Annotated in this window: 26 protein-coding genes and 1 pseudogene; 19 read left to right on the top strand and 8 right to left on the bottom strand. The window is 44.2% G+C overall.

Features of this window, described 5'->3' with window-relative positions:
* Positions 1-249 precede the first annotated feature (249 nt).
* Complete coding sequence (bepA, locus tag EP13_RS10375; RefSeq protein ID WP_044057231.1) at positions 250-1,716, top strand: beta-barrel assembly-enhancing protease; 1,467 nt, start codon at positions 250-252, stop codon at positions 1,714-1,716.
* On the opposite strand, the gene EP13_RS10380 is transcribed toward bepA, so the two are convergent.
* Positions 1,702-2,181, bottom strand: coding sequence for a TlpA family protein disulfide reductase (locus EP13_RS10380; RefSeq protein WP_044057232.1), 480 nt, complete (start codon positions 2,179-2,181; stop codon positions 1,702-1,704). The two genes, bepA and EP13_RS10380, sit on opposite strands and share 15 nt — an antisense overlap.
* 173 nt (positions 2,182-2,354) lie before the next feature.
* Here EP13_RS10380 and arsC point away from each other — a divergent pair, with 173 nt between their 5' ends.
* The 3 genes from arsC to EP13_RS10395 are packed head-to-tail and all read left to right on the top strand — an operon-like array spanning position 2,355 to position 3,752.
* Positions 2,355-2,708 carry an arsenate reductase (glutaredoxin) gene (arsC, locus tag EP13_RS10385; RefSeq protein ID WP_044057233.1) on the top strand — a complete coding sequence of 118 codons (354 nt, stop codon included), beginning with the start codon at positions 2,355-2,357 and terminating at the stop codon, positions 2,706-2,708.
* The gene (gene wrbA, locus EP13_RS10390) at positions 2,708-3,319 is read left to right on the top strand and encodes an NAD(P)H:quinone oxidoreductase (RefSeq protein WP_044057234.1); all 612 of its coding nucleotides are present in this window, start codon (positions 2,708-2,710) and stop codon (positions 3,317-3,319) included. The genes arsC and wrbA overlap by 1 nt, the downstream gene beginning before the upstream one ends.
* A complete protein-coding gene (locus tag EP13_RS10395; RefSeq protein WP_044057235.1) occupies positions 3,309-3,752 on the top strand; it encodes a DUF2069 domain-containing protein in 444 nt (147 codons plus the stop codon). Before wrbA ends, EP13_RS10395 begins: the two co-directional genes overlap by 11 nt.
* Before the next feature lie 241 nt (positions 3,753-3,993).
* On the opposite strand, the gene EP13_RS10400 is transcribed toward EP13_RS10395, so the two are convergent.
* Positions 3,994-4,758 carry a transporter substrate-binding domain-containing protein gene (locus tag EP13_RS10400; RefSeq protein WP_044057236.1) on the bottom strand — a complete coding sequence of 255 codons (765 nt, stop codon included), beginning with the start codon at positions 4,756-4,758 and terminating at the stop codon, positions 3,994-3,996.
* 209 nt (positions 4,759-4,967) lie between these two features.
* A complete protein-coding gene (locus EP13_RS10405) occupies positions 4,968-5,306 on the bottom strand; it encodes a MerR family transcriptional regulator (RefSeq protein WP_044058901.1) in 339 nt (112 codons plus the stop codon).
* A gap of 60 nt (positions 5,307-5,366) precedes the next feature.
* On the opposite strand from EP13_RS10405, the gene EP13_RS10410 reads away from it, so the two are divergent.
* On the top strand, positions 5,367-6,143 hold the full coding sequence (locus tag EP13_RS10410) for an MBL fold metallo-hydrolase (RefSeq protein WP_044057237.1): 777 nt from the start codon (positions 5,367-5,369) through the stop codon (positions 6,141-6,143).
* A 220-nt stretch (positions 6,144-6,363) separates the two neighbouring features.
* On the opposite strand, the pseudogene EP13_RS10415 reads toward EP13_RS10410, so the two are convergent.
* Positions 6,364-6,591, bottom strand: a pseudogene (locus tag EP13_RS10415) (M24 family metallopeptidase); the annotation flags it as partial.
* Positions 6,592-6,618: 27 nt separating this feature from the next.
* The gene (locus EP13_RS10420; RefSeq protein WP_044057239.1) at positions 6,619-7,251 is read right to left on the bottom strand and encodes a DJ-1/PfpI family protein; all 633 of its coding nucleotides are present in this window, start codon (positions 7,249-7,251) and stop codon (positions 6,619-6,621) included.
* A 179-nt stretch (positions 7,252-7,430) separates the two neighbouring features.
* Between EP13_RS10420 and EP13_RS10425 the strand changes: the two genes are divergently transcribed.
* A complete protein-coding gene (locus EP13_RS10425; RefSeq protein WP_044058902.1) occupies positions 7,431-7,853 on the top strand; it encodes a putative toxin-antitoxin system toxin component, PIN family in 423 nt (140 codons plus the stop codon).
* A 1-nt stretch (position 7,854) separates the two neighbouring features.
* Positions 7,855-8,076 carry a toxin-antitoxin system HicB family antitoxin gene (locus EP13_RS10430; RefSeq protein WP_012517112.1) on the top strand — a complete coding sequence of 74 codons (222 nt, stop codon included), beginning with the start codon at positions 7,855-7,857 and terminating at the stop codon, positions 8,074-8,076.
* Positions 8,077-8,246: 170 nt separating this feature from the next.
* Here the strand turns inward: EP13_RS10430 and hda are convergent, their stop codons facing one another.
* A complete protein-coding gene (hda, locus tag EP13_RS10435) occupies positions 8,247-9,002 on the bottom strand; it encodes a DnaA regulatory inactivator Hda (protein ID WP_044057240.1) in 756 nt (251 codons plus the stop codon).
* Positions 9,002-10,390: a DUF2066 domain-containing protein gene (locus EP13_RS10440; protein WP_044057241.1), complete on the bottom strand. Its 1,389-nt coding sequence runs from the start codon at positions 10,388-10,390 to the stop codon at positions 9,002-9,004. Before EP13_RS10440 ends, hda begins: the two co-directional genes overlap by 1 nt.
* Before the next feature lie 304 nt (positions 10,391-10,694).
* Between EP13_RS10440 and purM the strand changes: the two genes are divergently transcribed.
* From purM to fadE, 4 genes are all read left to right on the top strand, one after another.
* Entirely contained in the window at positions 10,695-11,735 is a 1,041-nt protein-coding gene (purM, locus tag EP13_RS10445) for a phosphoribosylformylglycinamidine cyclo-ligase (protein WP_044057242.1), read from the top strand.
* The gene (purN, locus tag EP13_RS10450) at positions 11,732-12,382 is read left to right on the top strand and encodes a phosphoribosylglycinamide formyltransferase (RefSeq protein ID WP_044057243.1); all 651 of its coding nucleotides are present in this window, start codon (positions 11,732-11,734) and stop codon (positions 12,380-12,382) included. Before purM ends, purN begins: the two co-directional genes overlap by 4 nt.
* The gene (locus EP13_RS10455) at positions 12,342-13,097 is read left to right on the top strand and encodes a DUF3108 domain-containing protein (RefSeq protein WP_231401124.1); all 756 of its coding nucleotides are present in this window, start codon (positions 12,342-12,344) and stop codon (positions 13,095-13,097) included. The genes purN and EP13_RS10455 overlap by 41 nt, the downstream gene beginning before the upstream one ends.
* Before the next feature lie 282 nt (positions 13,098-13,379).
* Positions 13,380-15,842, top strand: a complete 2,463-nt coding sequence (fadE, locus tag EP13_RS10460) for an acyl-CoA dehydrogenase FadE (protein ID WP_044057245.1) — start codon at positions 13,380-13,382, stop codon at positions 15,840-15,842.
* Positions 15,843-15,975: 133 nt separating this feature from the next.
* On the opposite strand, the gene EP13_RS10465 is transcribed toward fadE, so the two are convergent.
* Positions 15,976-16,611, bottom strand: coding sequence for a response regulator transcription factor (locus tag EP13_RS10465; RefSeq protein WP_044057246.1), 636 nt, complete (start codon positions 16,609-16,611; stop codon positions 15,976-15,978).
* Positions 16,612-16,799: 188 nt separating this feature from the next.
* Here EP13_RS10465 and cmoA point away from each other — a divergent pair, with 188 nt between their 5' ends.
* From cmoA to moeA, 8 genes are all read left to right on the top strand, one after another.
* Positions 16,800-17,528 carry a carboxy-S-adenosyl-L-methionine synthase CmoA gene (cmoA, locus tag EP13_RS10470; protein WP_044058903.1) on the top strand — a complete coding sequence of 243 codons (729 nt, stop codon included), beginning with the start codon at positions 16,800-16,802 and terminating at the stop codon, positions 17,526-17,528.
* A gap of 24 nt (positions 17,529-17,552) precedes the next feature.
* On the top strand, positions 17,553-18,536 hold the full coding sequence (cmoB, locus tag EP13_RS10475; protein ID WP_044057247.1) for a tRNA 5-methoxyuridine(34)/uridine 5-oxyacetic acid(34) synthase CmoB: 984 nt from the start codon (positions 17,553-17,555) through the stop codon (positions 18,534-18,536).
* A 95-nt stretch (positions 18,537-18,631) separates the two neighbouring features.
* Positions 18,632-19,489, top strand: coding sequence for a kinase (locus EP13_RS10480; RefSeq protein WP_052364361.1), 858 nt, complete (start codon positions 18,632-18,634; stop codon positions 19,487-19,489).
* Between the two features lie 11 nt (positions 19,490-19,500).
* Positions 19,501-20,310 (top strand): HAD-IIB family hydrolase, encoded by an 810-nt coding sequence (locus EP13_RS10485; RefSeq protein ID WP_044057248.1) that lies wholly within the window; start codon positions 19,501-19,503, stop codon positions 20,308-20,310.
* Between the two features lie 12 nt (positions 20,311-20,322).
* Complete coding sequence (locus tag EP13_RS10490; RefSeq protein WP_044057249.1) at positions 20,323-21,549, top strand: glycosyltransferase family protein; 1,227 nt, start codon at positions 20,323-20,325, stop codon at positions 21,547-21,549.
* Between the two features lie 3 nt (positions 21,550-21,552).
* Positions 21,553-23,307 (top strand): sugar phosphorylase, encoded by a 1,755-nt coding sequence (locus tag EP13_RS10495; protein WP_044057250.1) that lies wholly within the window; start codon positions 21,553-21,555, stop codon positions 23,305-23,307.
* Positions 23,300-24,004, top strand: coding sequence for a phosphoglycolate phosphatase (locus tag EP13_RS10500; protein WP_231497852.1), 705 nt, complete (start codon positions 23,300-23,302; stop codon positions 24,002-24,004). Before EP13_RS10495 ends, EP13_RS10500 begins: the two co-directional genes overlap by 8 nt.
* 162 nt (positions 24,005-24,166) lie before the next feature.
* Positions 24,167-25,408 carry a molybdopterin molybdotransferase MoeA gene (gene moeA, locus EP13_RS10505; RefSeq protein WP_044057251.1) on the top strand — a complete coding sequence of 414 codons (1,242 nt, stop codon included), beginning with the start codon at positions 24,167-24,169 and terminating at the stop codon, positions 25,406-25,408.
* Positions 25,409-25,448 lie beyond the last annotated feature (40 nt).

Raw genomic sequence — 25,448 nt, forward strand, 5'->3', positions numbered from 1 at the left:
AACTAAAGTGGCATGCATCATAGTGTAACAGGTGTGATTGGAGCAATATAGAAAGTTTAAAAATCAGCATATTTTTTGCGCAAAAAAGTCGCTTTATGTTGTTCAATTTGTAACAGATTTTGTCACCTAAGGGTGGTATATCACGCATGTCTGCGGCAGAATGAAAAATTGATGAAAATTAATTGAAACTGAAAGACAACTTTAGTGCTCTAATAAATCAATAACCCTTACCTAATAGCCTAAGGATACATGAAAAAAACATTTTCAATCTGGTTGTTCTGCTTGTCACTGTGCGTTACCGCAAGTTTGTCGGCTGTGGCACAGGACGCGACATACAGTAATAAGAATGCGCTGCCTGAAATTGGTGTTGTGGCGTCAGACGCCATTTCTTTAGATAAAGAAATGATTGTTGGCGACGCTGTTATGCGTCAAATGCGCGGGCAGAGCCCCGTTATCGCCGATCCCGTTCTTGACGAGTATCTACAAGACCTGGGCAACCGCTTAGTCATCCATGCTGAAAATGCGAAGTTTCCGTTTGAATTTTTCTGGGTAGACAATGATGCAATTAACGCGTTTGCGTTTTTTGGTGGACACATTGGCGTACATACCGGCTTAATGCGTCGGGCGAAAACCGAAAGTGAATTGGCCTCCGTGTTAGCCCACGAAATATCTCACGTTACCCAGCGTCACATCGCACGTAAAATGCAGGCACAAAAACGCTCATCTCCCTTAGCCATTGCATCGCTAATTGGTGGCGTACTCATTGCTATGGCCAACCCTGAAGCGGGTATTGCTGCCATGCAAGCGGGGTCGGCGGCATCCGCTCAATTGCAAATAGACTATACCCGTACCAATGAACAAGAGGCTGATCGAATTGGTATTAGCATGCTTGCAAGAGCCGGTTTCGATGTGACAGCTGCCGCCAGTTTTTTCTCTACCATGGCGGAAGAATACCGCATGGTATCTAAACCGCCCGCTCGGCTGTTAACGCATCCCTTAACCGAAACCCGTATCGCCGATGCGCGAGCCAGAGCCGCTGATTATCCAGCACGTTATTTACGCCCCAGTGTACAGTTCGAGTTAGCCAAAGCGCGAATTATGGCCCGTTATTCTTTTGAACCCGATTACGCCGTGGACTATTTTAACGCCGCACTAGAAAAAAATGCCTATAAGCTGAAAGTGGCTGCGCAATATGGCTTAGCATTGGCCTACATGAGAGCGGAAGAAAACGAGAAAGCAAAAGAAATTGTCATTAATCAGCTACTGTCACAAGACCCTAGCAATCTGTTTTATCTTGACGCTGCCACAGATATTTATATTGCGTTAGGGGAACCCCTGAAAGCGGTTGAGTTACTGCAACCTCATGTTTCGTTAAACCCGCGCAATCAGGTGTTGGCATTAAATCAAGCCAATGCGCTGATCAGCGCCAGCCAGTATGAGCAAGCGATAGATTTACTACGGGACTTCCTGTTAGTGAACAAAGACTACCAAATTGCTTATCAACTAATGACGGAGGCTTACCAAAAAGCCAAGCAGTTTTCTCAAATGCATCAAAGTAAAGCCGAAGTTTACGCCTTATATGGGGCTTACACCCGCGCGGTCGATGAACTTCAATATGCATATAACTTTGCCGGCGAAGATCACCTTGAAAAACAGCGTATTCGTGCCCGCATAAAGCAATTTAGAGATCAGGAAGAGCGCTTAGAGCGCCTTTAATTGGGATAAGCGTTGGGCTAATGACGACGCCGTGACTTCTCCCATTATTGTGTCTCTTACCCTGCCATCAGGGCCGATAATAAAGGTGGCAGGTAGGTAATTGGGTTTGGCCATAGGTAACAAGGTATCTTCGTTTGCCTCAATAACTTTCAAGGTAATCTTATGAGCCGCCAGCATGGCCACTAAGTCACTGTGGGACAAGGCGTCGTAATTGATGGCAAACAATTTTGTGTTTGCGGGCAGCGCGCGGTCAAACTCATGCAGTTCAGGCATTTCACGTAAACAAGGCACACACCAAGGCGCAAAGTAGTTAATAATAACCCAGTTCCCTTCTAATTCTTGCCACTGATAAGTGGTGCCATCGGTGGTAACAAAGTCTGCCTTGGTATACTGATAACCCACAAAACCAGCAATGACTGAAAAAGCCATTAGGCCAATAATGCCAATCAATTTTACATACTTCATGGTGCCCTACCCTTTACTGCGTTGCGCTAGCCTAAAGCGTTAGGTCTAGCGTAGACACATTATCATTGGTGTCAAATTTAGCATAGGAGGCGACAAAAACTTGAAAAAAGATGTAAAAACGGCAATAGTCTGCGCCATTATTTTACCCTTAAGATCATCTTAGGTATTTCATCATGTCTTCTACTGTCATTCTACATAACCCTCGATGCTCAAAAAGCCGTCAAACCTTAGCGTTGCTTGAAGAAAAAGGCATTGCGCCTCAGGTAATCGAATATTTAAAAACGCCATTAGGTGTTGACGAACTCAACGATGTGTTTAAAAAACTTAATCTTGAGTCTGTTCGCCAAATGATGCGTACTAAGGAACAGGAATATAAAGACGCAAATTTAGCTGATACGGCCTTAAGCGATAACGATCTTTTTGCTGCCATGGCAGCAACACCAAAGTTGATGGAGCGACCTATTGTTATTACAGAAAGTCAGGCACGTATTGGGAGACCGCCCGAGTCTGTATTGGAAATTATTTAATGAAACCTGTACTTGTACTATATTACAGCCGCCATGGCAGTACGCGTAAATTGGCCGATGCTATTGCTCAGGGGGTGATAAGCACGGGGGCAGAAGCCTGGGTACGAACCGTTAAACCACTCAATGAAGGGGATGGCACCGCCCAAGAAAATGCGAACTTGGCAGCACCTGTGGTTACCGACGAAGAGTTGGTGCAATGTTCAGCATTAGCCCTTGGCAGTCCTACTCGATTTGGCAATATGGCAGCCCCTATGAAGTATTTCTTAGATGGCACCAGTTCCCATTGGTTAAAAGGCAGCTTAATTAATAAACCCGCATGTGTATTTACGTCTTCATCTTCGATGCACGGCGGGCAAGAAAGCACATTGCTCTCTATGATGTTGCCGTTAATGCATCACGGTATGCTAATGTGTGGTCTGCCTTATAGCGAACCGGCTTTACATGATACTCAGTCGGGCGGCACCCCCTATGGTGTTACACATGTGGCCATGCACAACAATACGCAACTTAGCGACGATGAAAAAACCTTATGTCTGGCTCAAGGCAAACGCTTAGCGCAACTTGCAAAGTCGCTTACCCAACATTTACCGGAGAACACCCATGGCGCCTGATACCCGCAATTACCGTTACCTTGCGCTAATTTGCCACCTATTGTTAGTCGCATGGATTGCTGTTTGGCAGTTTGCCTTAAGTACCACCCAAACCTACTCGCTTATTTTTATTGTATTGCTGTATTTAGTGCCTATTTTATTGCCGTTACCCGGTGTTATTAAGGGCAAACCTTACACCCATGCGTGGGCAAATTTCGTCGTCCTTTATTATCTTATGCATGGCTGTACCGTCGCCTACGCTGTGCCCGCCGAACGTTTGTACGCCGTGATTGAAATTTTACTGTGTACAGGCATGTTTGCAGGATGCAGCGTTTTCGCCAGAAAGCGAGGACGAGAACTTGGTCTAGGTATTAAAAAGCTAAAAGTTGAAATGGCAGAAGAGAAAGCCTATTTCGAAGGCCAGAAACAACAAGGCACAAACAACGGCGAATAACCTTACAATGTTGTCGGAGGTTAAGGAGTAAAAGCCCTTACCAGACATGACAGTCATCTTGATACAGAGAATACACGTTCAACGTCTGTGTGAAACACTCGTTGAACATAACCTCTATTGGAGAACATTGAAAATAACTCTGTATACAATGTTATTCGTCTTTCTTGATTAATATGAATTAGATTAAGCTAAAGTGTGAACTCCACGCGATGGGTCGTAGTCGTTATTCCCAAAGGTTGGATTAATCTTCTAACAGGGTACTGTCAACAATGCGCTTGAGCTGTACCCACTCATCTTCTGACATGTACTTTTGCGCGAGATTGACAAACTCACCAGATTGATAAAGCGACATTAGAACATCATCAAAAGCTCTGAGAAAAGCACGGCTCCCCTCTAAATCATTACACATTAGGTGACCTTCTTCATACCTGGGCGTACCAGCAATTCCATAGCTGCGTAAGTTTTCTACCTCAGGGTTACTTCTCATAATACTGGGATAGGTCAGATAAAAGGCTACTCGGCCTTTCGACAACATTTCAATCATCGAAGAGTAAGGGTCGATACCGTGTCTGACGTACAGGTTATTCGGGGGAATTTTCGCAATAATATCATCTAAGAAATCCCCGTATGAATGGTTAGCGCCCGTAAGCAAAGTGTATTCTGGTGAAGATACCAACATTTCCACTAAATCGATAACGTTCCCATTGCTGTCGAGAAATTTTTGACTAATAGGCTCACTACTTTTTTGCTGATAAAGTCGTCGATTGAAAAAGAAATCCGTGGGGCGACTAAAAACATAAACCTTTTCCCTCTCCTCTGTCTTTAGCCGAAACGGAGTGCATATAGGTTCACCCTCAGACATTAGCGTACTTATGCGCTCATGGGGAGCAAACAGGAATTTGTCTACGGATAATTGTGTGAGCACCCTGTTATACACTTCTTCAGGAAAACTTTGTGGAGGCTTATTGTGTGCAATAACATCAAACATATTTTTGGAATCAGTCACAATTACTATTGCCAAACTTGCTGACGACCAACAGAGTGTTATTATTAGGCAAACCCAACAGAATAACTTAAGTATCATCCTTTTCTACTACCTATATTAGAAACACAAAGAAAGTACTGTCTTTACACATTTTTGCTTCTCGCCCACATAACTAATGCTGTAAACGTCCAGAGTACGTTACAAAAGCGTTGTTTTTTGACTATGAAGTCTTAACTCGTTTTCAACATTTTGTCTATGTGCGTTACTACTGCTTTATCGTCTTTTATACGTTGACAAAAAAAGTGTTTCTTTGCTTCTAACTCTTGCTTGAATTCAGGGCATAAATGCCCCCACTTCAAATAGCGATCGAGTCCACTTTTAATCTCTTTCAACGAAAAGCCAATTGCCTTTCCCTGCACAATAAACTGCAAGATAGCCAAGTGATCATTAGTGTAGAGCCTATATCCATTGGCACTTCGATGGGGTGCGGGCAATAGCCCTATATCTTCGTAATAACGAATTGTATCCCGCGATAAACCCGACTTATTTTCAAGTTGTGAAATTTTCATAAAGTATGGACTGACTATGGTGTTACTCCACACCTTAGCATAGTCGAAAAAGGAGATCTTATGAAATTTACACAGATTAGAAATGCCACTATTTTGATTGAATTTAGTCACGGCAAAATAATTGTCGACCCAATGTTAGCAAGAAAAGGGTCACTGCCTAAACTGCGTTACTACAAAAGTGATAAACGGAATCCCTTGGTTGATCTACCCGAAGTATTTACTGAGAACAAAGACAATATTGATTACGCACTTATAACGCACTGTCAAAAAGGTCACTTTGACCACCTTGATAGAGCAGGCGTCCGCTGGTTAGTCAAACGTCAAATCCCTACATTTTGTACGCCAAGAGACGAAAAATTCCTCGATAAAAAACAAATCCTGACTCGAGTATTGGCGCAAAAGAGAAGCACCTTTTTTGATGGTACTATTGAACGTATTCCAGCGACTCATACGCGAGGTTGGTTAACAGCATTCATGGAGCACGGTACAGGTTATTTTATTCAATTGCCCAATGAGCCAAGTGTATATTTAATGGGCGATACAGTGCTAACCCACTCTATTCGCAATTTCATTCAGGACAACCAGCCTGACTACATCGTTGCGCCAACGGGCAAAGCGCAATTTGACCTGGGCGCACCTTTACTACTGGACGAAAACGAGATTATCGAATTAGCGAACTTAAGCACTGGAAAGATTATTTGCAATCACATGGGCGCCTTAGATCATTGTCGAATTGACCACCATAGTCTCGCAGCACTATTAGAAAAGCATGCCGTGAAGGACAGGTACATTATTCCTCGCGATGGCGATACCGTGATACTAACAACAAATTATTGAGAATCTAACAGTGGTTAGCTCGGCTTTCAGAGAGGCTTTGAAACACTAGTTATCGGGTACTACGTCAATCTGAGTGCCATAATTGCACATGTGAATAATCGATGGGTTTTCTTGGTTTCATGCTAACGCTCCCCCTGTACAAGGATAGCGTTGCATTCACCAGTTGAACTCAAGACGTCTTAAGGATCTTCACACTGCCGTTGGGTTTTATGTGCTCAATTCATTGTATTTCGGAAGGACGGAGGGTCAACACTTCATAACCATTTTGAGTAAAGAGTATGGTGTGCTCCCATTGAGCAGATAACTTTTTGTCCCGGGTAGCCACAGTCCAGCCGTCTTTTTTCAATTTGGTTTTATGGCTACCTTGATTGATCATAGGTTCAATAGTAAATGTCATGCCGGCTTGTAATTGCATACCCGAATTCGCGGAGCCAAAGTGCAACACTTGACGCCTTAGTCTCTTGTTATGTTTACATTACTCTACAGCCTTCTTTATATATTTTGATACTTTAGAGTTAGAAACCGCTGCATCACCATAAATTTTAGGTGATGGAAAATACTCAGCATTCAACTGTATTTCCGACGCTACAGCCTCATCAAAATAATCAGCAACAAATGCTAAAGTCATATCCATACCTGCAGAAACACCTGCTGATGACCAGATATTACCGTCTTTAATATAACGCTCCTCGATAACCTCAACGGAGGTATCTTGTTTTAGTTCATCAAGAAACGCCCAATGTGTTGTCGCTTTTTTGTTAGCAAAAAGTCCCGCTCTTTGCATTAAGTACATGCCAGTGCAAATAGATAAAATACTGTGAGATTGACTACTAGTTTCTTTTAAATATTGAATTACATCAGGATCTTCCATCGCCAACCTCGCGCCACTACCTCCAGGAACAATTAAGACATCAGGAAAAATATTTTCAGTAAAATGTATATCAGCATTAAATCGCATTCCATGCTCACCCGAAGGATTCATAGAATTTAACGAAATAAGTTTAGGAGGCTCACAAAGTTTCATTTCAGCTAAAAGCCCAATAAGTTCCCATGAGCCAACTAAATCTAATTCTTCAACTTTGTCAAAAATAGCAAAATATATTTTCAAAACTACTCCTTGTCCGACTGTAAACATAACTTTTCAATAACGGGCGCAGACATGTGGGGCATAATGGCGAAGCCGCCCCGCGTGTATGCGTGCCAGCGAACGAAATGAGTGTGTTGATTAGGTTGTTAGCTGCCACTGTAAAATTGAAAAGTGATAGCATATACGCTAGCATAAAGGGTATGAATAAAGTAGTTATTGACACCAGTGTACTTATTAGTGCTCTGATTGGCAAAACAGGCCCTGCCCGAGAAGTGATACGGCAATGCTTGTTGGGTCAGCTAAAACCGCTCATTAGCACGACCTTATTTTTGGAATACGAAGCAGTAAGTAAGCGAGACAAGATCAAAGAGTTGTGCCCGCTTATCGAGGACGAAGTGAGCGAGTTGCTAGCAGCATTTTTTAGTGTTTGCGAATGGGTGCAGATACATTATTTGTGGCGGCCAAATTTAAAAGATGAAGGCGATAACTTTCTTATTGAACTTGCAGTAGCAGGAAATGCCGAGAGCATTATTACGAATAACCTAAAAGACCTGCGAAATGCGGAATTACAATTTGATGGTTTGAAAGTGTTAGCGCCCGAAGATTATTTGAGAGGAGTTTAATATGTCCACTTTAACCGTACGTTTACCAGACGATAAGCATAATCGATTGAAGGCTTTGGCGGCGCATAAAAAGTTGAGCTTAAACAAATTGATAGAAGAGTTGTCTACACAAGCGATAGCTGAATTTGATACTGAGGTAAGATTTAAGGCTATTGCTGCTACTGGAGACAAAAAGAAAGGTTTAGAGCTTCTAGATAAGCTTGATTCACATTTTGGCAGCTAACAATTTAATAAGGCGCAAATTGCGAGTTTTTCTACCGATCTACCGCTCGTTTTTGTCCATATTGTCATGCTTACCCAGTTTGTGAAAGCCGATGTTCGTGATCATAACTGAGCGTTGTTAAGTTTGCTGCCATCAATTTACTTCACTTCCGTTTTTTCACATTTATCCATTTAAGGTAAACCTAACTCGCGTTTCACCATAGCCACCGACAACTTTTTTTGTTCTTGCAGCGAACGTGTATCTAAACGTTCAAGCAAGCCCAGCAAACTGCGCAAATCTCTATCACTATGATAAAGCAAAAACTGAAGCGCCTGTTCCGATAACTTTAGTCCTCGTTGAGACGCCCTTAAACGTAAAACATCCTTACGCGAGTCATCATCAAGGGTATTTAAGTGATAAATCACCCCCCAGGCTAAACGGGATCGCAAATCGGGCAAAACAAACTTAGGGTGACTGGGCCCAAGTTGACTACTGCCCACCACTAGCGCCCCCGGGTTTTCTATAACACGATTAAACAGGTCAAAAAGTGCTTCTTCCCACGCGGTAATGCCTGCTACAGCATGTATATTGTCTAAACAGATAAGCGATAAATTTTCTAATCCATCGAAGATATCGAGCGACCACTGGGCATGTTGATTTAAATTGATATATATATGGTTTACCTGTTGCGTGGCCAATTGATGACACAGCGCATAAAGCAAGTGGCTTTTCCCCACGCCACTGCCACCCTGTAGGGTAACCAGCGGCAAATGAAGAGAGGCAAGACTCACCAGCCTGGGTTCGTCTCGCCACTGTGGCATGCCAGTCGCAACATCTTTTAGCAATGTAACCACCTCTTGATTCCCTTTGTCGATGATACTTTCAAAGGTTTCATCGGTAGGTAGGGTTACAGGTAATGGCAGTTGCGACGTAAAGGTGTCTATGATTAATTACCCCAATAAAAGGTGTAGCTTTCGACAACCTGCCCGTAGACATCTGTGACTGGACGAAGTTTGTTTTCTAGCCGAACGGTGTTAATCAAATCTTGCGCGCTACCCAGCAACGTAATGGTATAGGTAGCCACTGAACCTTCTTGTTGAATAAGTGCTGCACTGTCTACCACGCTCAAGCTATTTAAATAGGCGGTAGCGTTCGCGTAACTAGTGACCGAGTTCACATTGGCTATGGATACAGTAATCGTCACTTTTTCAGCATCGCTGGCCCCTGGGATAATGGCATATTGCGCCGACAGGTAGTTGGAATACGCATCGACAAGAAGCGACGCTAAAGTCGCCGGATCGTCTGCAAATATGCTGCCGTAACTCACTTTACCACCGCCCACAAATACCCAATCTAACGCGTAGTCACCCTGCTCTGCGCGCTGGGCATAGGTGGTAAATTCATCCATGGTAAAGGGTGGCATAGACACATTTGTAACACCTTCTACTGAATCATCATCGCCCGCCTCTGACATCGCATCGGTGTTATAAGGTTGCTCTGCCGTTTCAGCAGTATAATCACTCTCGTGAGCAACAGGGTTGTCATTCAGATCTGCTGTGACTAAATCCTGAGAATCACCCCGCGTAGCGTCTAATTGCAGCTGTTCCAAACGTGCAGTCTCTCCTGGCACTTCACTCACAGTGCCCGGCTCATTTTTATACACTCTTGCGCCAATGACATTATCCACACTGTAGCGATTAGACGCCTGAGTGAGCGACTGTACAAAACGCCCCCATACATCATAGATAGAAATGGTGGTTCTGTCGGTTAAATCCATTAAAGGGAAACTTAACGGCAGCCCTCTCTCTTTCGCCTTGGCACTTAAGTGTTCTCGCATCTCGCTAGGGGTAGTTTCATCTAACAGCTGTCTTTCTCCAGACTCACTGTCTTCTGTGGCCATCCATAATAACGTCTCTGGACGGCGTTCCCCCCAAAGCGGCAAGCCTTCTCGCTGCAACAACTCGTTCAGCTTTATTTTATCGAATTCAGCCACATAAAGGGTCTCCCCCTCTCGAAAGTCAAACCGATAAGAACGAAGGTAGGCTTGTGGCGTGCGTAAGGCGGCTTTTACACCTGGGTTTTGCAGCGCATCTTTATTGCCCGTAATTTTTATCATTACCTGCTTAAACGCCGATTTTAGCGCGCTATCCTGTGAACGCTGACTTTGGTCGTCTACCGCAATCGCGGCAATATTGGTTTGTATAACCTGTGTAGCTTCAACATGACCAGACACCAACGCAGACAGTACGATAGACGTTGCCCAAAAACCTAAGCAGCCACGCACGCTTCCTTTTCTAAGAGAAATCAATTGCTTTATTACTCCAATTACGTTCATAAGGTCTCACAGATATACGGCTATTCTCTTTCATCTGATGACTTTTTTCATCATTAATTTATGCATTACGTGCCACGATGGTGGAATATATCCAGGAAATACTCACTCCACCCCGTACAACGCACTAATGAGACAAAAAATAAAGGCGCACCACATACCCCGTTGAAAACCCGCCTGCGATCATTTTTAGCCCTTCAACTTTAAATTTGAAGAATATGCCAGATATCCCCGTTTGAAAATTGGACTTGTGGTCACTTGCTGGTAGAATCCGCGTTTTTCTACCTCTTTGTTCTAGGGTTCACACGTGAGCGAAAATAAAACCTCTCTAAGTTATAAAGATGCTGGTGTTGATATTGATGCAGGAAATCAACTTGTCGAACGCATAAAGTCGGTGACGAAAAAAACACACCGACCTGAAGTTAAGGGAAACTTGGGAGGCTTTGGCGCACTTTGCGAATTGCCGACGAAATACAAGAAACCACTGCTTGTCTCTGGTACTGACGGTGTAGGCACCAAATTACGGGTAGCGATGGATGCAAACCGTCACGATGGTGTAGGTATAGACTTAGTGGCAATGTGTGTTAACGACCTTATTGTACAAGGTGCAGAGCCATTATTCTTTCTCGATTACTACGCGACAGGTAAACTCGACGTAGACGTAGCAGCATCGGTGGTTACTGGCATTGGCGAAGGCTGTGAACAAGCAGGCTGCGCACTGATTGGCGGTGAAACTGCTGAAATGCCAGGCATGTACCACGATGGTGACTATGATATTGCGGGCTTCTGTGTGGGCGTTGTTGAAGCAGATAATGTGATTGATGGCAGTAAAGTCAAACCTGGACAAAAGCTTATCGCCTTAGGATCTTCCGGTCCCCATTCCAATGGCTACTCACTTATCCGTAAAATCTTAGAAGTTAGTGAAGCTGATGTAAATGAAGCGCTTGAAGGGCAACCTCTTATTGAGCACTTGCTAGCCCCTACCCGTATTTACGTAAAATCTGTTTTAGCCCTGCTAGAAGAGGTTGATGTCAGTGCGATTTCACATATTACGGGCGGCGGTTTCTGGGAAAACATTCCACGTGTACTTCCTGATGATGCGAAAGTGGTGATTGACGAATCTAGCTGGCAGTGGCCATCAATCTTCAATTGGTTACAAGAAAAGGGCAACGTTACGCAACACGAAATGTACCGTACATTTAACTGCGGTGTTGGTTTAGTTATCGTGGTGGACGAAAACGTTGTAGAGCAAGCGCTAGCAATACTGAAAGCTCACGGTGAAAATGCATGGCTCATCGGCCACATCGAAGCGAAAGACGGTGAACAACAGGTAGAGATTAATTCGTGAGTACAACGAAAGCCAAACTGTGTGTGCTGATTTCCGGTAACGGAAGTAACTTGCAGGCCATGATTGATGCCGTAGATGCCGGTAGGCTAAACGCAGAGATTGTTGGGGTTATCAGTAATCGCCCCAACGCCTATGGGTTAACGCGAGCTGAAAATGCTGGCATTAAAACGCTTTGCTTAGATCACACCGAATATGCTGATAGAGCGGCCTACGATGTAGAACTTCAACGAGCCATTGAATCCTTGCAAGCCGATGCTATCGTGCTTGCTGGGTTTATGCGTATCCTCACCCCGGAGTTTGTTGACGCTTTTGCTGGAAAATTACTGAACATTCATCCGTCTTTGTTGCCTAAATACAAAGGGTTGAACACCCATCAGCGTGCCATAGATAACGGCGACAAAGAACACGGCGTTAGTGTACACTTTGTTACGCCTGAGCTTGATGGTGGCCCAGTAATCATTCAAAGCCGTGTTCCTGTGTTTGAAGATGACACCGCGGATGATTTGGCTGAGCGTGTTCAAGAACAGGAACGTCGCATTTACCCACTGGTACTTTCATGGTTCAGTGCAGGGCGACTTAAAATGCTTAACAATAAGGCGATCCTAGATGAACAAGAATTACCAGAATCGGGTTATGCAAGCGAGTAAACGGGGTGTAGTGGCTGCACTCGCATGGATAGTTGCCTCAGCAGCAACCGCAAGTAGTAGCTCTCCAGAGCAAGCCATTAGCCATTTAACCCCGTACGAGGCTGTATACACAGCCTATAAGTGGGGTGACGACGTTGGCGAGGCAACACTAAAGTTAGAGTCGCTAAGTAACGGTCAATATTCCCTCACCTATTCTTCAAAGGTCTCTAAGTTTTTTCTCTCCGATAAACGTCATGAGCACTCTATCTTCAAAATTGATGAAGGTGCGTTAGTGCCGATAGAGTATCACTATACACGCACTGGCACAGGGCCAGACAAATCGTTGGATGTGACGTTTAACAAAGACCAAGAAGGTAAAATCAAAGTCAAAAAAGGCGATACATTTGACTATAATGGCGAATTCGACAATCAAATTTACCGTATCGATTTAGCCAATAAATTAGCCAATGGTGAAACCCAATTTGACTATAGTTTTATTAATTACCGTGGTGAATTAAGATCTTACGGCGTTGAAGTCATTAAGCGTGAGCCACTGGACTTACCTTTTGGCCAACTCGATGCTGTTAAAGTGAAGCTTATTCGTGACTCAAATAAGCGAGAAACATTTGCCTGGTTTGCGCCGACCCTCGATTTTGCGTTAGTGCGTTTACAACAGTTCAAAGATGGCGAAGAACAAGGCGACATAAAACTGAAGTCTTTCGATACCCTCGATTAAGAAAAAGCGGTCATCTTAACGAAACAACAGGGGGCGATTATATTGAGCCCCCTTTTTTATTCCTCATTTATCTTCCACCCCACTAACCATAAGGGTTAGTCCTATATCAACTATCACCCAAATTAATGCAAAAATCATGTAAAAATCTTGATCTTTGGGCAATTAAATAATACGTTTACCTAATGCTGGTCAGACCTCAAATTATTGCAAAGTTCTTCAAAGATTTTTGCGGTTTTCTGAGAGAATTCAGTCTAACGTTTAACGCCTTTTCAGGAGTGAAGTATGGCAGATTTTATATGGTTTTTACTGGTCGTTTTAGCACTGGCAATTGCCAGCTATCAACGCACCAGTTTGGTAACAGCAGTCGCCATGGGTGCGGGTGTGATGATTTTAGGTACCCTCTTTGGCGATATCGGCCTGTTTGGATGGGTAGTTTATTTAGCATTAACACTGCCTTTTACCCTTTCGAACATTCGACAGCCTTACATCACTAAGAAGCTTTTGGCGTTCTATAAAAAAGTGATGCCTGAAATGTCGAGCACTGAACAAGAAGCCATCGACGCCGGTACCGTGTGGTGGGACGGTGATATTTTCAGTGGTAAGCCTGACTGGGACAAGCTACACCGAATTCCAAAAGGCCGTCTTTCTGCTGAAGAGCAAGCCTTCTTAGACGGCCCCGTGGATAAAGTTTGTTCAATGGTGGACGAATGGCAAATTAATCACAAAGACGCCGACCTACCTCCTGAAATTTGGGACTTTTTGAAAGAGCACAAATTCTTCGCCATGATCATCAAGAAAAAGTATGGCGGCTTAGAATTTTCAGCTTACGCACAATCTCGCGTATTACAGAAGTTAGCTGGCGTGAGCGCCGTGCTTTCAAGTACGGTAGGCGTTCCTAACTCTCTTGGCCCTGGTGAACTGCTGCAACACTATGGCACCAAAGAACAGCAAGATCATTATTTACCGCGCCTAGCGGGCGGCGAAGAAATCCCTTGTTTTGCACTCACGGGCCCTGAAGCGGGTTCTGATGCAGGGGCAATCCCAGATGTGGGTATTGTGTGTAAGGGCGAATGGAACGGTGAAGAAGTGTTGGGTATGCGCCTAACCTTTAATAAGCGTTATATTACGCTTGCGCCTGTTGCGACAGTGATTGGCTTAGCATTTAAACTTCAAGATCCAGAAGGCTTACTAGGAAGCAATAAAGAGCCAGGCATTACCTGCGCTCTTATACCTCGTGATACCAAGGGTCTAGAAATTGGCCGTCGCCACTTCCCGCTTAACACGCCGTTCCAAAACGGGCCTATTCGCGGTGACGATATTTTTGTTCCAATCGATTACATTATTGGTGGCCCCTCAATGGCCGGTAAAGGCTGGCGTATGCTGGTAGAATGTTTATCGGTGGGTCGTTGTATCACTCTCCCTTCATCTGCAGCGGGTGGTGCTAAGGCGATTTCATTGGCAACCGGTGCTTATGCACGAATTCGCCGCCAATTCCGTATGCCTGTCGGCCATATGGAAGGTGTAGAAGAAATGCTTGCCCGTATTGGCGGCAACGCTTATTTAATGGATGGGGTGACCCGATTCTCTACCGTTGGTGTGGATTTAGGTGAGAAGCCTTCGGTCATTTCTGCCATTTGTAAATACCATCTTACCGAGAAAATGCGTCAGGTCGTAAATGACTCGATGGACGTTCATGGTGGTAAAGGCGTCATGCTTGGGCCAAACAACTACCTAGGTCGCGGTTATCAAGGTGTGCCCGTGTCAATTACAGTAGAAGGTGCGAATATCCTTACCCGAAATATGATGATTTTCGGTCAAGGCGCAATGCGCTGCCACCCATATGTACTTCAAGAGATTCAAGCTGCGTCTATCGACGACAAGAAAGAAGCGCTAAGTGCATTTGATAAGGCGGTATTTGGGCATATTGGCTTTGCCATTGCTAATACTGTGCGTAGTGTGTGGTTCTCTCTAACAAATGGTGCATTTAGTGGCGCGCCATTCGCCGACGAAACCGCACGCTATTACAAGTTACTGCAAGGTTACAGTGCTAACCTAGCGTTACTTACCGATGTTTCTATGGGCGTGCTGGGTGGCGATTTAAAACGTCGTGAACGTTTATCTGCCCGCCTTGGAGATATTTTAAGTGGCTTGTATCTTGGCAGTACAACCCTTAAGCGGTTCGATGAAGATGGCCGTTTGAAAGAAGATTTACCTTTGCTTCATTGGGCAATGCAAGACACCTTGCACGACATTGAAACTGCAATTGATGATTTTCTAGCGAACTTCCCGAACAAAGTTATCGCTGGCGTTATGCGTGCACTAGTGATGCCTTTCGGTCGTCGTGTTGGTAAACCTTCAGACAAAACTGAACACGCGATTGCGCAAATGTTACAAACACCGTGCACTGCACGTAGTCGCTTAGGATACGGACAGTACCTCACCCGTGAAGAAGGCAACTTGTTTGGTGATTTAGAGCAAACCTTGGATGACGTGCTTGCAGCTGAGCCTATTTTCGAGCGAATCTGTAAACACAAGAAGGCTAAGTTGCCCTTTACTCGCTTAGATGTACTGGCTGATGAAGCGCTATCGGAAGCGTTGATCAATGAAGATGAGGCGAACTTACTGCGTAAAACAGAAGCAGGCCGTTTGCGTACCATCAATGTTGACGACTTTGATCACGAAGAGCTTATTGCAAAAGTGAACTCACAAAGCGAAGAGAAAAAACGCAGTGGAAAAGCCGCGTAGTTAAAGGCGTTACTTAACTAAAAAGGTCACGTTTAACGTGACCTTTTTTTTGAAAACTTATTCATAGCATAAAACAAATAAAAAAGGCGCTTTAACAATAAGCGCCTTTTTCGTCAGTACTTTAAGCCTGTATTTAGCTTAACTGAAGTTTATCCATAAGCAGTACCGCTTGAGTACGCGTATTAATTTCTAGCTTACGCAAAATTGCACTGATGTGTGCTTTAATCGTTGCTTCAGTCACGTTCATTTCGTGGGCAATTTGTTTATTCATAAGGCCGTCACGAAGATAAGAAAGTACCTGAATTTGCTTAGGCGTAAGTTCTCTGAATCGTTGTAATAGTAATTTCAACTCATCATCCACTTTCTCAAGCTCGTCTTCCATACCTTCAGGAAGCCACTTTTTGCCACCAATGATATCGATAATCGCTTGTGCAATTTCTCGGGTTGGCGACACTTTCGGAATAAAACCTTGTGCGCCTAAGCTCATTACTTGAGCGACGACTTCAACAGTATCGCTACCAGACACTACACCAATTGGAATATTTGGAAATTGTTCACGCAAGGTAATGATGCCGTTGAAGTACTCTCCACCGGGCATGTTGAGGTCGAGAAGAACTAACTCAACACCGTCATATTCATTTAACTTAGCGACAGCATCGTCTAGGCTGCCTGCTTCAAGAATTTGGGCGTTTTCAAAATAGGGTTCCAACGCGCCGCTTAACGCTTCGCGAAATAATGGATGGTCATCTGCTACAAGTATTCTTGTCATTAGCGTTACTACTTCCTTATTATCTTTACAACCTAGGTTAATACGTTAACTAGAATTCGGAAAGCCCTATATCGGAAAAAATAGCATATTTTAGCGAAATTTCTTCTTTTTCAGCGGCAATTTAGTTGTTGAGGGGTTGGTGATAAAGGTAAAATCGCCCGCAAGTTTTAGCAATGAGTAAAAAATACGTGCAAAAACACGATAACCTGTTTGCCAACCCTTTGAACAAGGTTGCTGATTTTAAGTTTGATGAATCGGTTGTAGACGTATTCCCAGACATGATTCAACGATCGGTTCCTGGTTATGAATCCATTATTCATACTATTGGGGAATTAGCCAAGTCCGTGGTAACAGAAGACTCCAATGTTTACGACCTAGGTTGTTCACTGGGTGCCGCCAGTTTATCCGTTGCACGGGCTACCGAATCTAAACGCTGCAATATTATTGGTGTAGACAGTTCGCAGGCAATGGTTGAACGCTGCAAGCGCATGGTTCAAGCATTTAATTTGCCCAACCCCATCGATATTATTCAACAAAATGCGCAAGACACCACCATTGTTAACGGGTCTATGGTTATCATGAACTTTACCCTACAGTTCATTCCCCCCTCTGATCGCGCTGCCTTGTTGGCTAAAATTTATGAAGGCCTCAACCCTGGCGGGGTGTTGGTGCTGTCTGAGAAAATCAAACACCCCACTGTGGCGGGCAATGAATTGCTAATCGACCTTCATCACCAATTTAAACGCAATAATGGTTACAGTGAGTTGGAAGTGAGTCAAAAACGTGCATCGCTGGAAAAAGTGATGTTGACTGACACATTCGCCGAACACGAAAAGCGCCTATTAGAAGCTGGGTTTAGCGATGTTGTCATGTGGTTTAAATGCTACAATTTCACCTCTCTTGTTGCCATCAAGTAAGCCAATACCTAACGGAAGGACTAAATGAGTAAGCCAGAAGCGCAGTGGTTTAACGACTGTTATAAATCTCTTTTCGATACCCCTTTAAGCCATTGGCTTCAAACGTTGCCAGCTCAATTAGATCACTGGCAACGCAACAGTAAACATGGTGAGTTTGATAAGTGGTGTCGCTTACTTGCCAAGTTACCCTCAACCACCCCTTCTAATATTGAGTTAGATGAGAAAGTAGCGGTAGGCTCCCTTGCCGATGTAGATGTCTACACGCAAAAGAAAATTAGCGGGTTATTACAGCAGTTTATGCCTTGGCGTAAGGGCCCCTTTTATGTGCATGATATTCATGTCGATACAGAGTGGCGTTCAGATTGGAAATGGGATCGGGTATACCCACACATTACGCCACTAAAAAATCGTACGGTTCTCGATGTGGGCTGTGGAAGTGGCTACCATATGTGGAGAATGCTCGGGCAAGGCGCATCTCGGGTTATCGGTATAGACCCTACCCAACTCTTCTTTATTCAATTTCAAGCAATTAAGCACTTTATTCCGCGAGATGACATTCACTTCCTGCCTTTGGGAATTGAAGAAATGCAGCCGTTGAACGCCTTTGATACGGTGTTTTCTATGGGGGTGCTTTACCACAGAAAAGACCCTATTCAATTTCTTAACCAGCTTAAACTCCAGCTTCGCAAGGGCGGTGAGTTGGTGCTTGAGACCCTCGTGGTAGATGGTGATGAGCAAACCGTGCTGATGGCCGGCGAGCGATATGCACAAATGCGTAATGTATGGTTTTTGCCTAGCACAAAAGCGTTAGCAGTGTGGCTAGAAAGGGTGGGATTCGAAAATATTCGTGTGGTAGATGTGAATCACACGACCCTCGATGAACAACGCTCTACACCGTGGATGGATAGCCAGTCACTGAAAGATTTTCTCGATCCTGAAGATATTACGCGCACTATTGAAGGATACCCTGCACCACAAAGGGCTGTTTTAATTGCCAATCGTAAATAAAAGGGGCAACCGCTGCCTTTACGTGATATTGGCATAAATGTTGATACCTCAATCTTTAGTGAATGTGCTAAATCCGCTTTGATTGAGGTAGTAACATGGATATTAAAGGGTTTTTAAAGACACAACGATTGCCCCTCGCCTACGCGGACACTGCACAAAAATGGTTCATACCTTTATGTGAGCGTCTACTAGAGCACCAAAAAGGTGCAAAGAAAACATTTATCGTGGGAATTAACGGTAGTCAAGGGTCTGGAAAATCTACACTGACGGCGTTTATTGCCGCCTATCTGGAGAGTGTGCATAACAAAAACGTGGTCGCTCTCTCTATTGACGATTTCTATTTCGACAAAGCGCATCGTGGTGAGCTGTCTTCACACGTTCATCCGTTATTAGCCACGCGCGGCGTGCCCGGAACACACGATATTTCACTTGCTCTTGATACCATTAATGCGTTGCAATCAGCACAATCGGTGGCAGTCCCGCGTTTCAATAAAGCCACTGATAATCCATTCCCAACCGCGCAATGGCCGTTAGTTGATGGCCCCGCCGACGTGGTTATCTTGGAAGGATGGTGTGTGGGAATTAAACCTCAAATTCCTTCACAGTTAAATGCGCCTGTAAATTCTCTAGAAGAAACTGAGGATCCGCTTGGTATATGGCGCAACTTCGTTAATACTGAACTGGCGAGCACCTATCAAACATTGTTTTCTCTCATTGATTATCAAGTGATGTTAAAAGCCCCTTCTTTCGATTGCGTGTTTAACTGGCGATTAGAACAAGAAGATAAGCTTCGCGCCGCCACCGAAGGCGAGTCGACCGGTATCATGAGTGAGAGTGAAATAGCGCGCTTTATACAGCATTATCAACGTTTGACTGAACATGCGTTAGAGACATTGCCTGACTCTTGCGATACCGTGTTTACGTTAGATGAAAACAGAGCCATAACATCATAGGAAGTTTGTTAATGACAAAAACGCTTGTTTTCACCGATATGGATGGCACTTTATTAGACCATCATACTTATTCATTTGACGCGGCGAAGCCCGCGCTAAACGCGCTAGACGAAAAACACATACCCGTTATTCCCACAACCAGTAAAACGTTTGCTGAGTTACAACCGCTAAGAAAATCTATCGGCCTCGACGGTCCATTTATTATTGAAAATGGGGCAGCGGTTTTCATACCACATGGCTTTTTTAAGCAAAAACCCACTGGCACTGTATGGGTAGATGGGTATTGGTGTAAGTCTTTTATTTCGAATCAGAAATACTGGATTAAGCTTATCGATAAAATTAACGCAGATTTTGCGGGTGAATTTAAACAGTTTTCTAAAATGTCGGTTCAAGACATTCAAGACGCCACGGGGTTAGATGAAGCCTCAGCGAAACTTGCGGCTAAGCGACAATTTGGTGAACCCGTTCTGTGGACGGGTTCCGAAGAAAGAAAACTCGCCTTTATTGAGGCTATCAAGGAAAGGGGGGCATACCCGCTTGAAGGTGGGCGTTTTGTCCACGTTTCAGGTAACTGCGATAAGGGTCAAGCCCTAAAGTGGCTTGCTCAAGAATTTCAAAAACAACACAACTGCAAGGTTCGCACACTGGCACTTGGCGATGGAAAAAATGATATTGCCATGCTTGAAGCTGCGCATGTTGCTATACGAATCATTTCACCGGTAAACCCTCCGCCAAACGTAAAAAAAGAAGAGGTTTATACCAGCACCCTACCCGGCCCTGAAGGCTGGAACGAAATGCTTACTCAATTGCTTTCCCTATGATCAGGAGGACACATGGCTGATTTTTATCAAAATGGTGTGGTTACAACGTTACATAATTTATCTCGTCGACCTACAGAGGAACTAGAAGCCGAGTTACTCCGTTTTTCTCAGAAAAGACCCATGGCGCTTATTCTGCCCTCACTTTTTTCTGAGTTAGAAGGAGAAGCTTTACCTCATATTGTGGAAGAACTGACCCAAGTGCCCTACTTATCTGAAATTGTAATAGGCCTTGATAGAGCAACCCAAGATCAATACAAACATGCCTTATCGTTTTTCGACAAGCTTCCCCAACACCACAGAGTACTGTGGAATGACGGACCACGCTTAAAAGCCATTGACGAAGAATTGCAAGCGCAAGGCCTAGCACCAAAAGAATTGGGTAAAGGGCGCAACGTATGGTACTGCATGGGGTACGTTCTCGCCTCTAATCGCGCTGAATCGGTTGCCTTGCATGATTGCGACATCGTGACGTACAACAAAGATCTACTGGCTAAGTTAATATACCCCGTCGCCAACCCAACCTTTAACTACGAGTTCTGTAAAGGGTATTATGCCCGTGTAGCAAATGGAAAAATTAACGGTCGTGTTTCTCGTTTGTTAGTTACACCGCTACTTCGCGCCCTTAAACGCATCATGGGCGATAACGAATATTTAGAGTTCATGGATAGTTTCAGGTATCCACTGGCGGGCGAGTTCTCCTTCCGTCGAGATGTACTAAATGATATCCGCATTCCCAGCGACTGGGGCCTAGAAATTGGTGTTCTTTCTGAGATGCACAGAAACTATTCACACAATCGTTTATGCCAAGCAGATATTTGCGATATTTACGATCATAAACATCAAGATTTGTCGCTGAACAATGACCAAGGCGGCCTATCAAAGATGTCTATCGACATTACCAAAGCGATTTTCAGAAAGTTAGCAACCCAAGGCTACACTTTCAGTAATGAAATGTTTCGCTCGATTAAAGCAACCTACTTTAGAATTGCATTAGATTTCATCGAAACCTATCACAACGATGCCGTGATGAATGGTCTTACGTTAGATATACACAGCGAAGAAAAAGCGGTAGAAATGTTTGCAAGTAACATTATGAAAGCTGGCGAGAACTTTTTAGCCAACCCAATGGAAACGCCGTTTATTCCAAGTTGGAACCGAGTAACCAGTGCTGTACCCGACATTTTAGAGCGTTTATTAGAAGCCGTAGAAGCCGACACCGCAGAATTTATGGAAAAGTAAACTATGACTTGGAATATCCTCCATGACAAAGTAAAGCACCACTTGGAATTCATCTATGCTGATGTGGATTTACCGTTAACCATAGACCAGTTAGCAGTATCTTTGATGAAAACCATAGGAATTGATGATGAGGTGGATATCGCTCAACCTCAGTCCCATTACAATTATTGGGACGAGGACGACATCATCATGATTACTTATGGTGATAGCGTGATTGATGGTGACGAGCGACCGCTTGTCACCTTAAACCGCTTTTTGCACCGCTACTGCAAAAACACGGTCAATAATGTTCATATTCTTCCTTTTTTCCCTTATAGCTCTGATGATGGCTTTTCCGTCATCGATTACTCTAGTGTCAATGAGTCGTTAGGTACATGGGAAGATATTGAAGCCATAGCAAAAGACTATGGTCTAATGACGGATTTGGTGATTAATCATTGCTCTGCCCGTAGCGCCTGGTTTGACAACTTCGTCAAAGGTGAAGGCACAGGTTCAGATTTTTTCTTTACCGCCGACCCTGCCGATGACCTATCTATGGTGACACGGCCACGTGTTTCACCGTTATTGCGTGAAACCGAAACGGCCAAGGGTACTAAACACGTGTGGTGTACCTTTAGCCACGATCAGGTAGATTTTGATTTTAGAAATCCAAACGTCTTATTGGCCTTTGTCGATATCATTCGCCTGTACATCGATAAAGGCGCGAAACTGTTCAGGTTAGATGCGGTGGCGTTTCTTTGGAAAATTGTGGGCACAAATTGTATTAACTTGCCGCAGACACATGAAGTTATTCGCTTATTACGTACCCTCATTGAGCATGTAGACCCGTCAATTATTATCATTACCGAAACGAACATCCCAAATAGAGAAAATCTCACCTATTTTGGCAACGCCAATGAAGCCCACGCTATCTACAATTTCTCGCTACCTCCCTTATTAGTAAACACCTTGGTTAGCGGTGATTGTAAGTACCTTAAAAGCTGGATGATGAGTATGCCACCGGCTCAAAATGGCACGGCATATTTTAACTTTATTGCCTCTCATGACGGCATTGGTCTTCGCCCTGCGGAAGGCTTGTTAAGTGACGAAGAAATATCTGAACTTGTGCATACTATGCAAAACTTCGGCGGTAAAATTTCATGGCGAGCGTCTGATCACGGCCAACAAAAGCCTTATGAAATTAATATTACCTTGTTTGACGCACTACAAGGCACGATCAAAGGGCCCGATAGGTGGCAGATCGATCGCTTCATATGTGCCCATGCCATTATGTTAGGCATGGAAGGCATACCCGGTTTATACATTCATAGCTTGTTAGGCACATCCAACGACTACGAAAAGGTAGCCAATACGGGGCAAAACCGCTCTATTAACCGCAGGCGCTGGGAGCTAACCGAATTAGAGGCACTGTTAGATTCGCCTTACTCTCAGCACCATAAAGTGCTAACTCGTCTATCGCAGCTTATTCGGGTAAGAAAAGCCCAACCAGCATTTCATCCTAACGCCACCCAATTTACCTTGCAGTTGGGAAATCAGATATTTGGATATTGGCGACAAAGTCTCGATCGAAAACAGAGCGTTTTCTGTATCAGTAATATCAGTGACGAAGAGCAATCTGTGCTTTTGTCTGACATTAACCTTATTGGTACAGATAACTGGATTGACTTAATTACACGTCAAGAAATTGCGTTATCAAGCAGCTTTTTACAAATGAAGCCGTATCAAACACTGTGGATCAGTAATCAAGATTTTGAATAACATTGACGAAAGTACCTCGTTGCCGTCTGCACAAGACGGCGCGTTCATCTTTGATTTAGATGGCACCTTAGTAGACTCTGTTCCAGACATTACCCGCGCTATCAACCTCGCCTTAAAGGCACTTAAGCGTCCAACTTGTGAAGAGGGTGACGTTCGACATTGGATAGGAAATGGCGCGAAGGCGCTTGTGAGACGCGCCGTATCCTCTGGGTTTCGCCCTACCATTGACGTGCCACAGAGACTATTGGAAGAGACCCATACCCAGTTTCTTAAATACTATAGCGACACACTGTGTGAAAGCTCTACCCTTTACCCTGGTGTAAAAGAAACCCTCGCCGAATTGAAACGCATTGGCTACCCATTGGCTATTGCGACTAACAAGCCTGCGCGTTTTATCGCGCCAATATGTGAAACCTTAGAGATAAACACTTTTTTCAGTCTTTGCGTAGGGGGAGATTCATTACCCGAGAAAAAACCTTCACCCTTGCCTCTTGCGCATCTATGCCACCAGCTCAACAAACAGTCTCACCATTGCATCATGGTGGGCGATTCTAAAAATGACATTTTGGCTGCCAAAGCCGCGGGCATGCGAAGTGTTGGCCTTACCTATGGGTATAATTATGGCGAGTCAATAAGCCAATATCACCCTGATTGGGTGTTTGACGATTTTAGCGAAATCACCTCCCTGTTACCTTAATCACGGTTGCGTTTGTTATCCTATTTACACTGCGTTGTTCCCAAGCAAACATAGGCCGCAAATGGCCTACCCCGCTTTCTTAATTATCACACATTAATCTTTGGTATAACCGCAATTTTTCTGTAATATCCTGCTGTTCAAAATATTCGAGGAGTTATTAGGATGTCAGCGAGTTGGCTTTCACTGGAGAGCGCATTAGACAAAGCGTTATCTGCCGCACACACAGTAACAGAATGTGAAACCGTATCGCTGTTTAGTGCTAATAACAGAATTGTGGCGACAGACATTGTTGCCACTCTAGATGTCCCGCCTTGGGATAACTCAGCCATGGATGGGTACGCAGTGAATACTGCCGGCCTGTCTACGTCATCCCCGCTAGAGGTTCAGGGTACTATTACCGCCGGCATGGCCGCTGATACCCCGTTATCAACTAATCGTGCTTTTAAAATTATGACAGGGGCTCCCGTGCCACCTAACGCTGATGCGGTGGTGATGGTAGAGAATACGGAACAACGGGAAAATAAGGTCATCATCAAATCCTTGCCAACGTCAGGTGAAAATATCCGTTTGAAAGCTAACGATATCTCAGCCGGCGAAGTACTTATCGCAAAAGGCACGCGATTAAATGCTGAACATTTAATGTTGTTATCGTCTCAAGGGCTAGACAAAGTCTCAGTATATAGAAAGCTTAAAGTCGGCGTTGTGGCCACTGGCAGCGAATTAGCACAGCCAGGTGACAACCGAAGTTCAACGCAAATATTTGAATCTAACCGTGTTGGCGTTTGTGCAATTTTAGGCAATGAAAACCTGGATATCGTGGATTTTGGTATTGTTGAGGACGACAAAGACAGCTTGCAGCAACTGTTTGAAAGTGCAATAGGCCAAGTGGATATTATGGTAAGCAGTGGCGGCGTTTCAGTGGGCGATGCCGACTACGTGAAAGAAATCATCAATCGTCTAGGTGGCGTAGATTTCTGGAAAGTCGCCATTAAGCCAGGGAAGCCTTTCGCCCTAGGTTATTTACAACAAAGTGATGCGCAAAAAAATAGCCAACGTACCTTATTTTGTGGGTTACCCGGCAATCCCGTGTCTTCCTTTGTTACCGCAAAACTCCTTGTCGTACCGGTGATACGAAAAATGCAGGGACAAGTCAATGTGTCTGCACCGCTAACGATGAATGCAACATTAACTCACCCCATTAAGCGCCGTGCTAGGCGACGGGATTTTCAGCGCGCAACCATGCACAAAATGGCCGATGGTGGCTACGAGGTAACGCCGTTTAAAACTCAGAGTTCCGGTGTCATGACCTCTATCACCTCAGCAAATTGCTTTATGATCCTTCATGAAGACGTGAGTCAATTAGACGCTGGCGACACCGTACCTGTGATGCCATTTACACTGTAACCTTTTTTTGACGAAAATGGCGAATACGTCGTGTCCGGTA

The sequence above is a fragment of the Alteromonas australica genome (assembly GCF_000730385.1).
In the GTDB taxonomy this organism is placed as follows: domain Bacteria; phylum Pseudomonadota; class Gammaproteobacteria; order Enterobacterales; family Alteromonadaceae; genus Alteromonas; species Alteromonas australica.

Bases quoted from the DNA above. Each gene is read 5' to 3' on its own strand.
- EP13_RS10440 (WP_044057241.1), bottom strand. From the start codon at position 10,390: ATGAACGTAATTGGAGTAATAAAGCAATTGATTTCTCTTAGAAAAGGA.
- EP13_RS10410 (WP_044057237.1), top strand. From the start codon at position 5,367: ATGAAATTTACACAGATTAGAAATGCCACTATTTTGATTGAATTTAGT.
- EP13_RS10495 (WP_044057250.1), top strand. From the start codon at position 21,553: ATGACTTGGAATATCCTCCATGACAAAGTAAAGCACCACTTGGAATTC.
- EP13_RS10480 (WP_052364361.1), top strand. From the start codon at position 18,632: ATGGATATTAAAGGGTTTTTAAAGACACAACGATTGCCCCTCGCCTAC.
- wrbA (WP_044057234.1), top strand. From the start codon at position 2,708: ATGAAACCTGTACTTGTACTATATTACAGCCGCCATGGCAGTACGCGT.
- bepA (WP_044057231.1), top strand. From the start codon at position 250: ATGAAAAAAACATTTTCAATCTGGTTGTTCTGCTTGTCACTGTGCGTT.
- EP13_RS10380 (WP_044057232.1), bottom strand. From the start codon at position 2,181: ATGAAGTATGTAAAATTGATTGGCATTATTGGCCTAATGGCTTTTTCA.
- EP13_RS10430 (WP_012517112.1), top strand. From the start codon at position 7,855: ATGTCCACTTTAACCGTACGTTTACCAGACGATAAGCATAATCGATTG.
- fadE (WP_044057245.1), top strand. From the start codon at position 13,380: ATGGCAGATTTTATATGGTTTTTACTGGTCGTTTTAGCACTGGCAATT.
- EP13_RS10425 (WP_044058902.1), top strand. From the start codon at position 7,431: ATGAATAAAGTAGTTATTGACACCAGTGTACTTATTAGTGCTCTGATT.
- EP13_RS10485 (WP_044057248.1), top strand. From the start codon at position 19,501: ATGACAAAAACGCTTGTTTTCACCGATATGGATGGCACTTTATTAGAC.
- EP13_RS10395 (WP_044057235.1), top strand. From the start codon at position 3,309: ATGGCGCCTGATACCCGCAATTACCGTTACCTTGCGCTAATTTGCCAC.
- EP13_RS10490 (WP_044057249.1), top strand. From the start codon at position 20,323: ATGGCTGATTTTTATCAAAATGGTGTGGTTACAACGTTACATAATTTA.
- EP13_RS10455 (WP_231401124.1), top strand. From the start codon at position 12,342: ATGAACAAGAATTACCAGAATCGGGTTATGCAAGCGAGTAAACGGGGT.
- arsC (WP_044057233.1), top strand. From the start codon at position 2,355: ATGTCTTCTACTGTCATTCTACATAACCCTCGATGCTCAAAAAGCCGT.
- EP13_RS10405 (WP_044058901.1), bottom strand. From the start codon at position 5,306: ATGAAAATTTCACAACTTGAAAATAAGTCGGGTTTATCGCGGGATACA.
- cmoB (WP_044057247.1), top strand. From the start codon at position 17,553: ATGAGTAAGCCAGAAGCGCAGTGGTTTAACGACTGTTATAAATCTCTT.
- moeA (WP_044057251.1), top strand. From the start codon at position 24,167: ATGTCAGCGAGTTGGCTTTCACTGGAGAGCGCATTAGACAAAGCGTTA.
- EP13_RS10465 (WP_044057246.1), bottom strand. From the start codon at position 16,611: ATGACAAGAATACTTGTAGCAGATGACCATCCATTATTTCGCGAAGCG.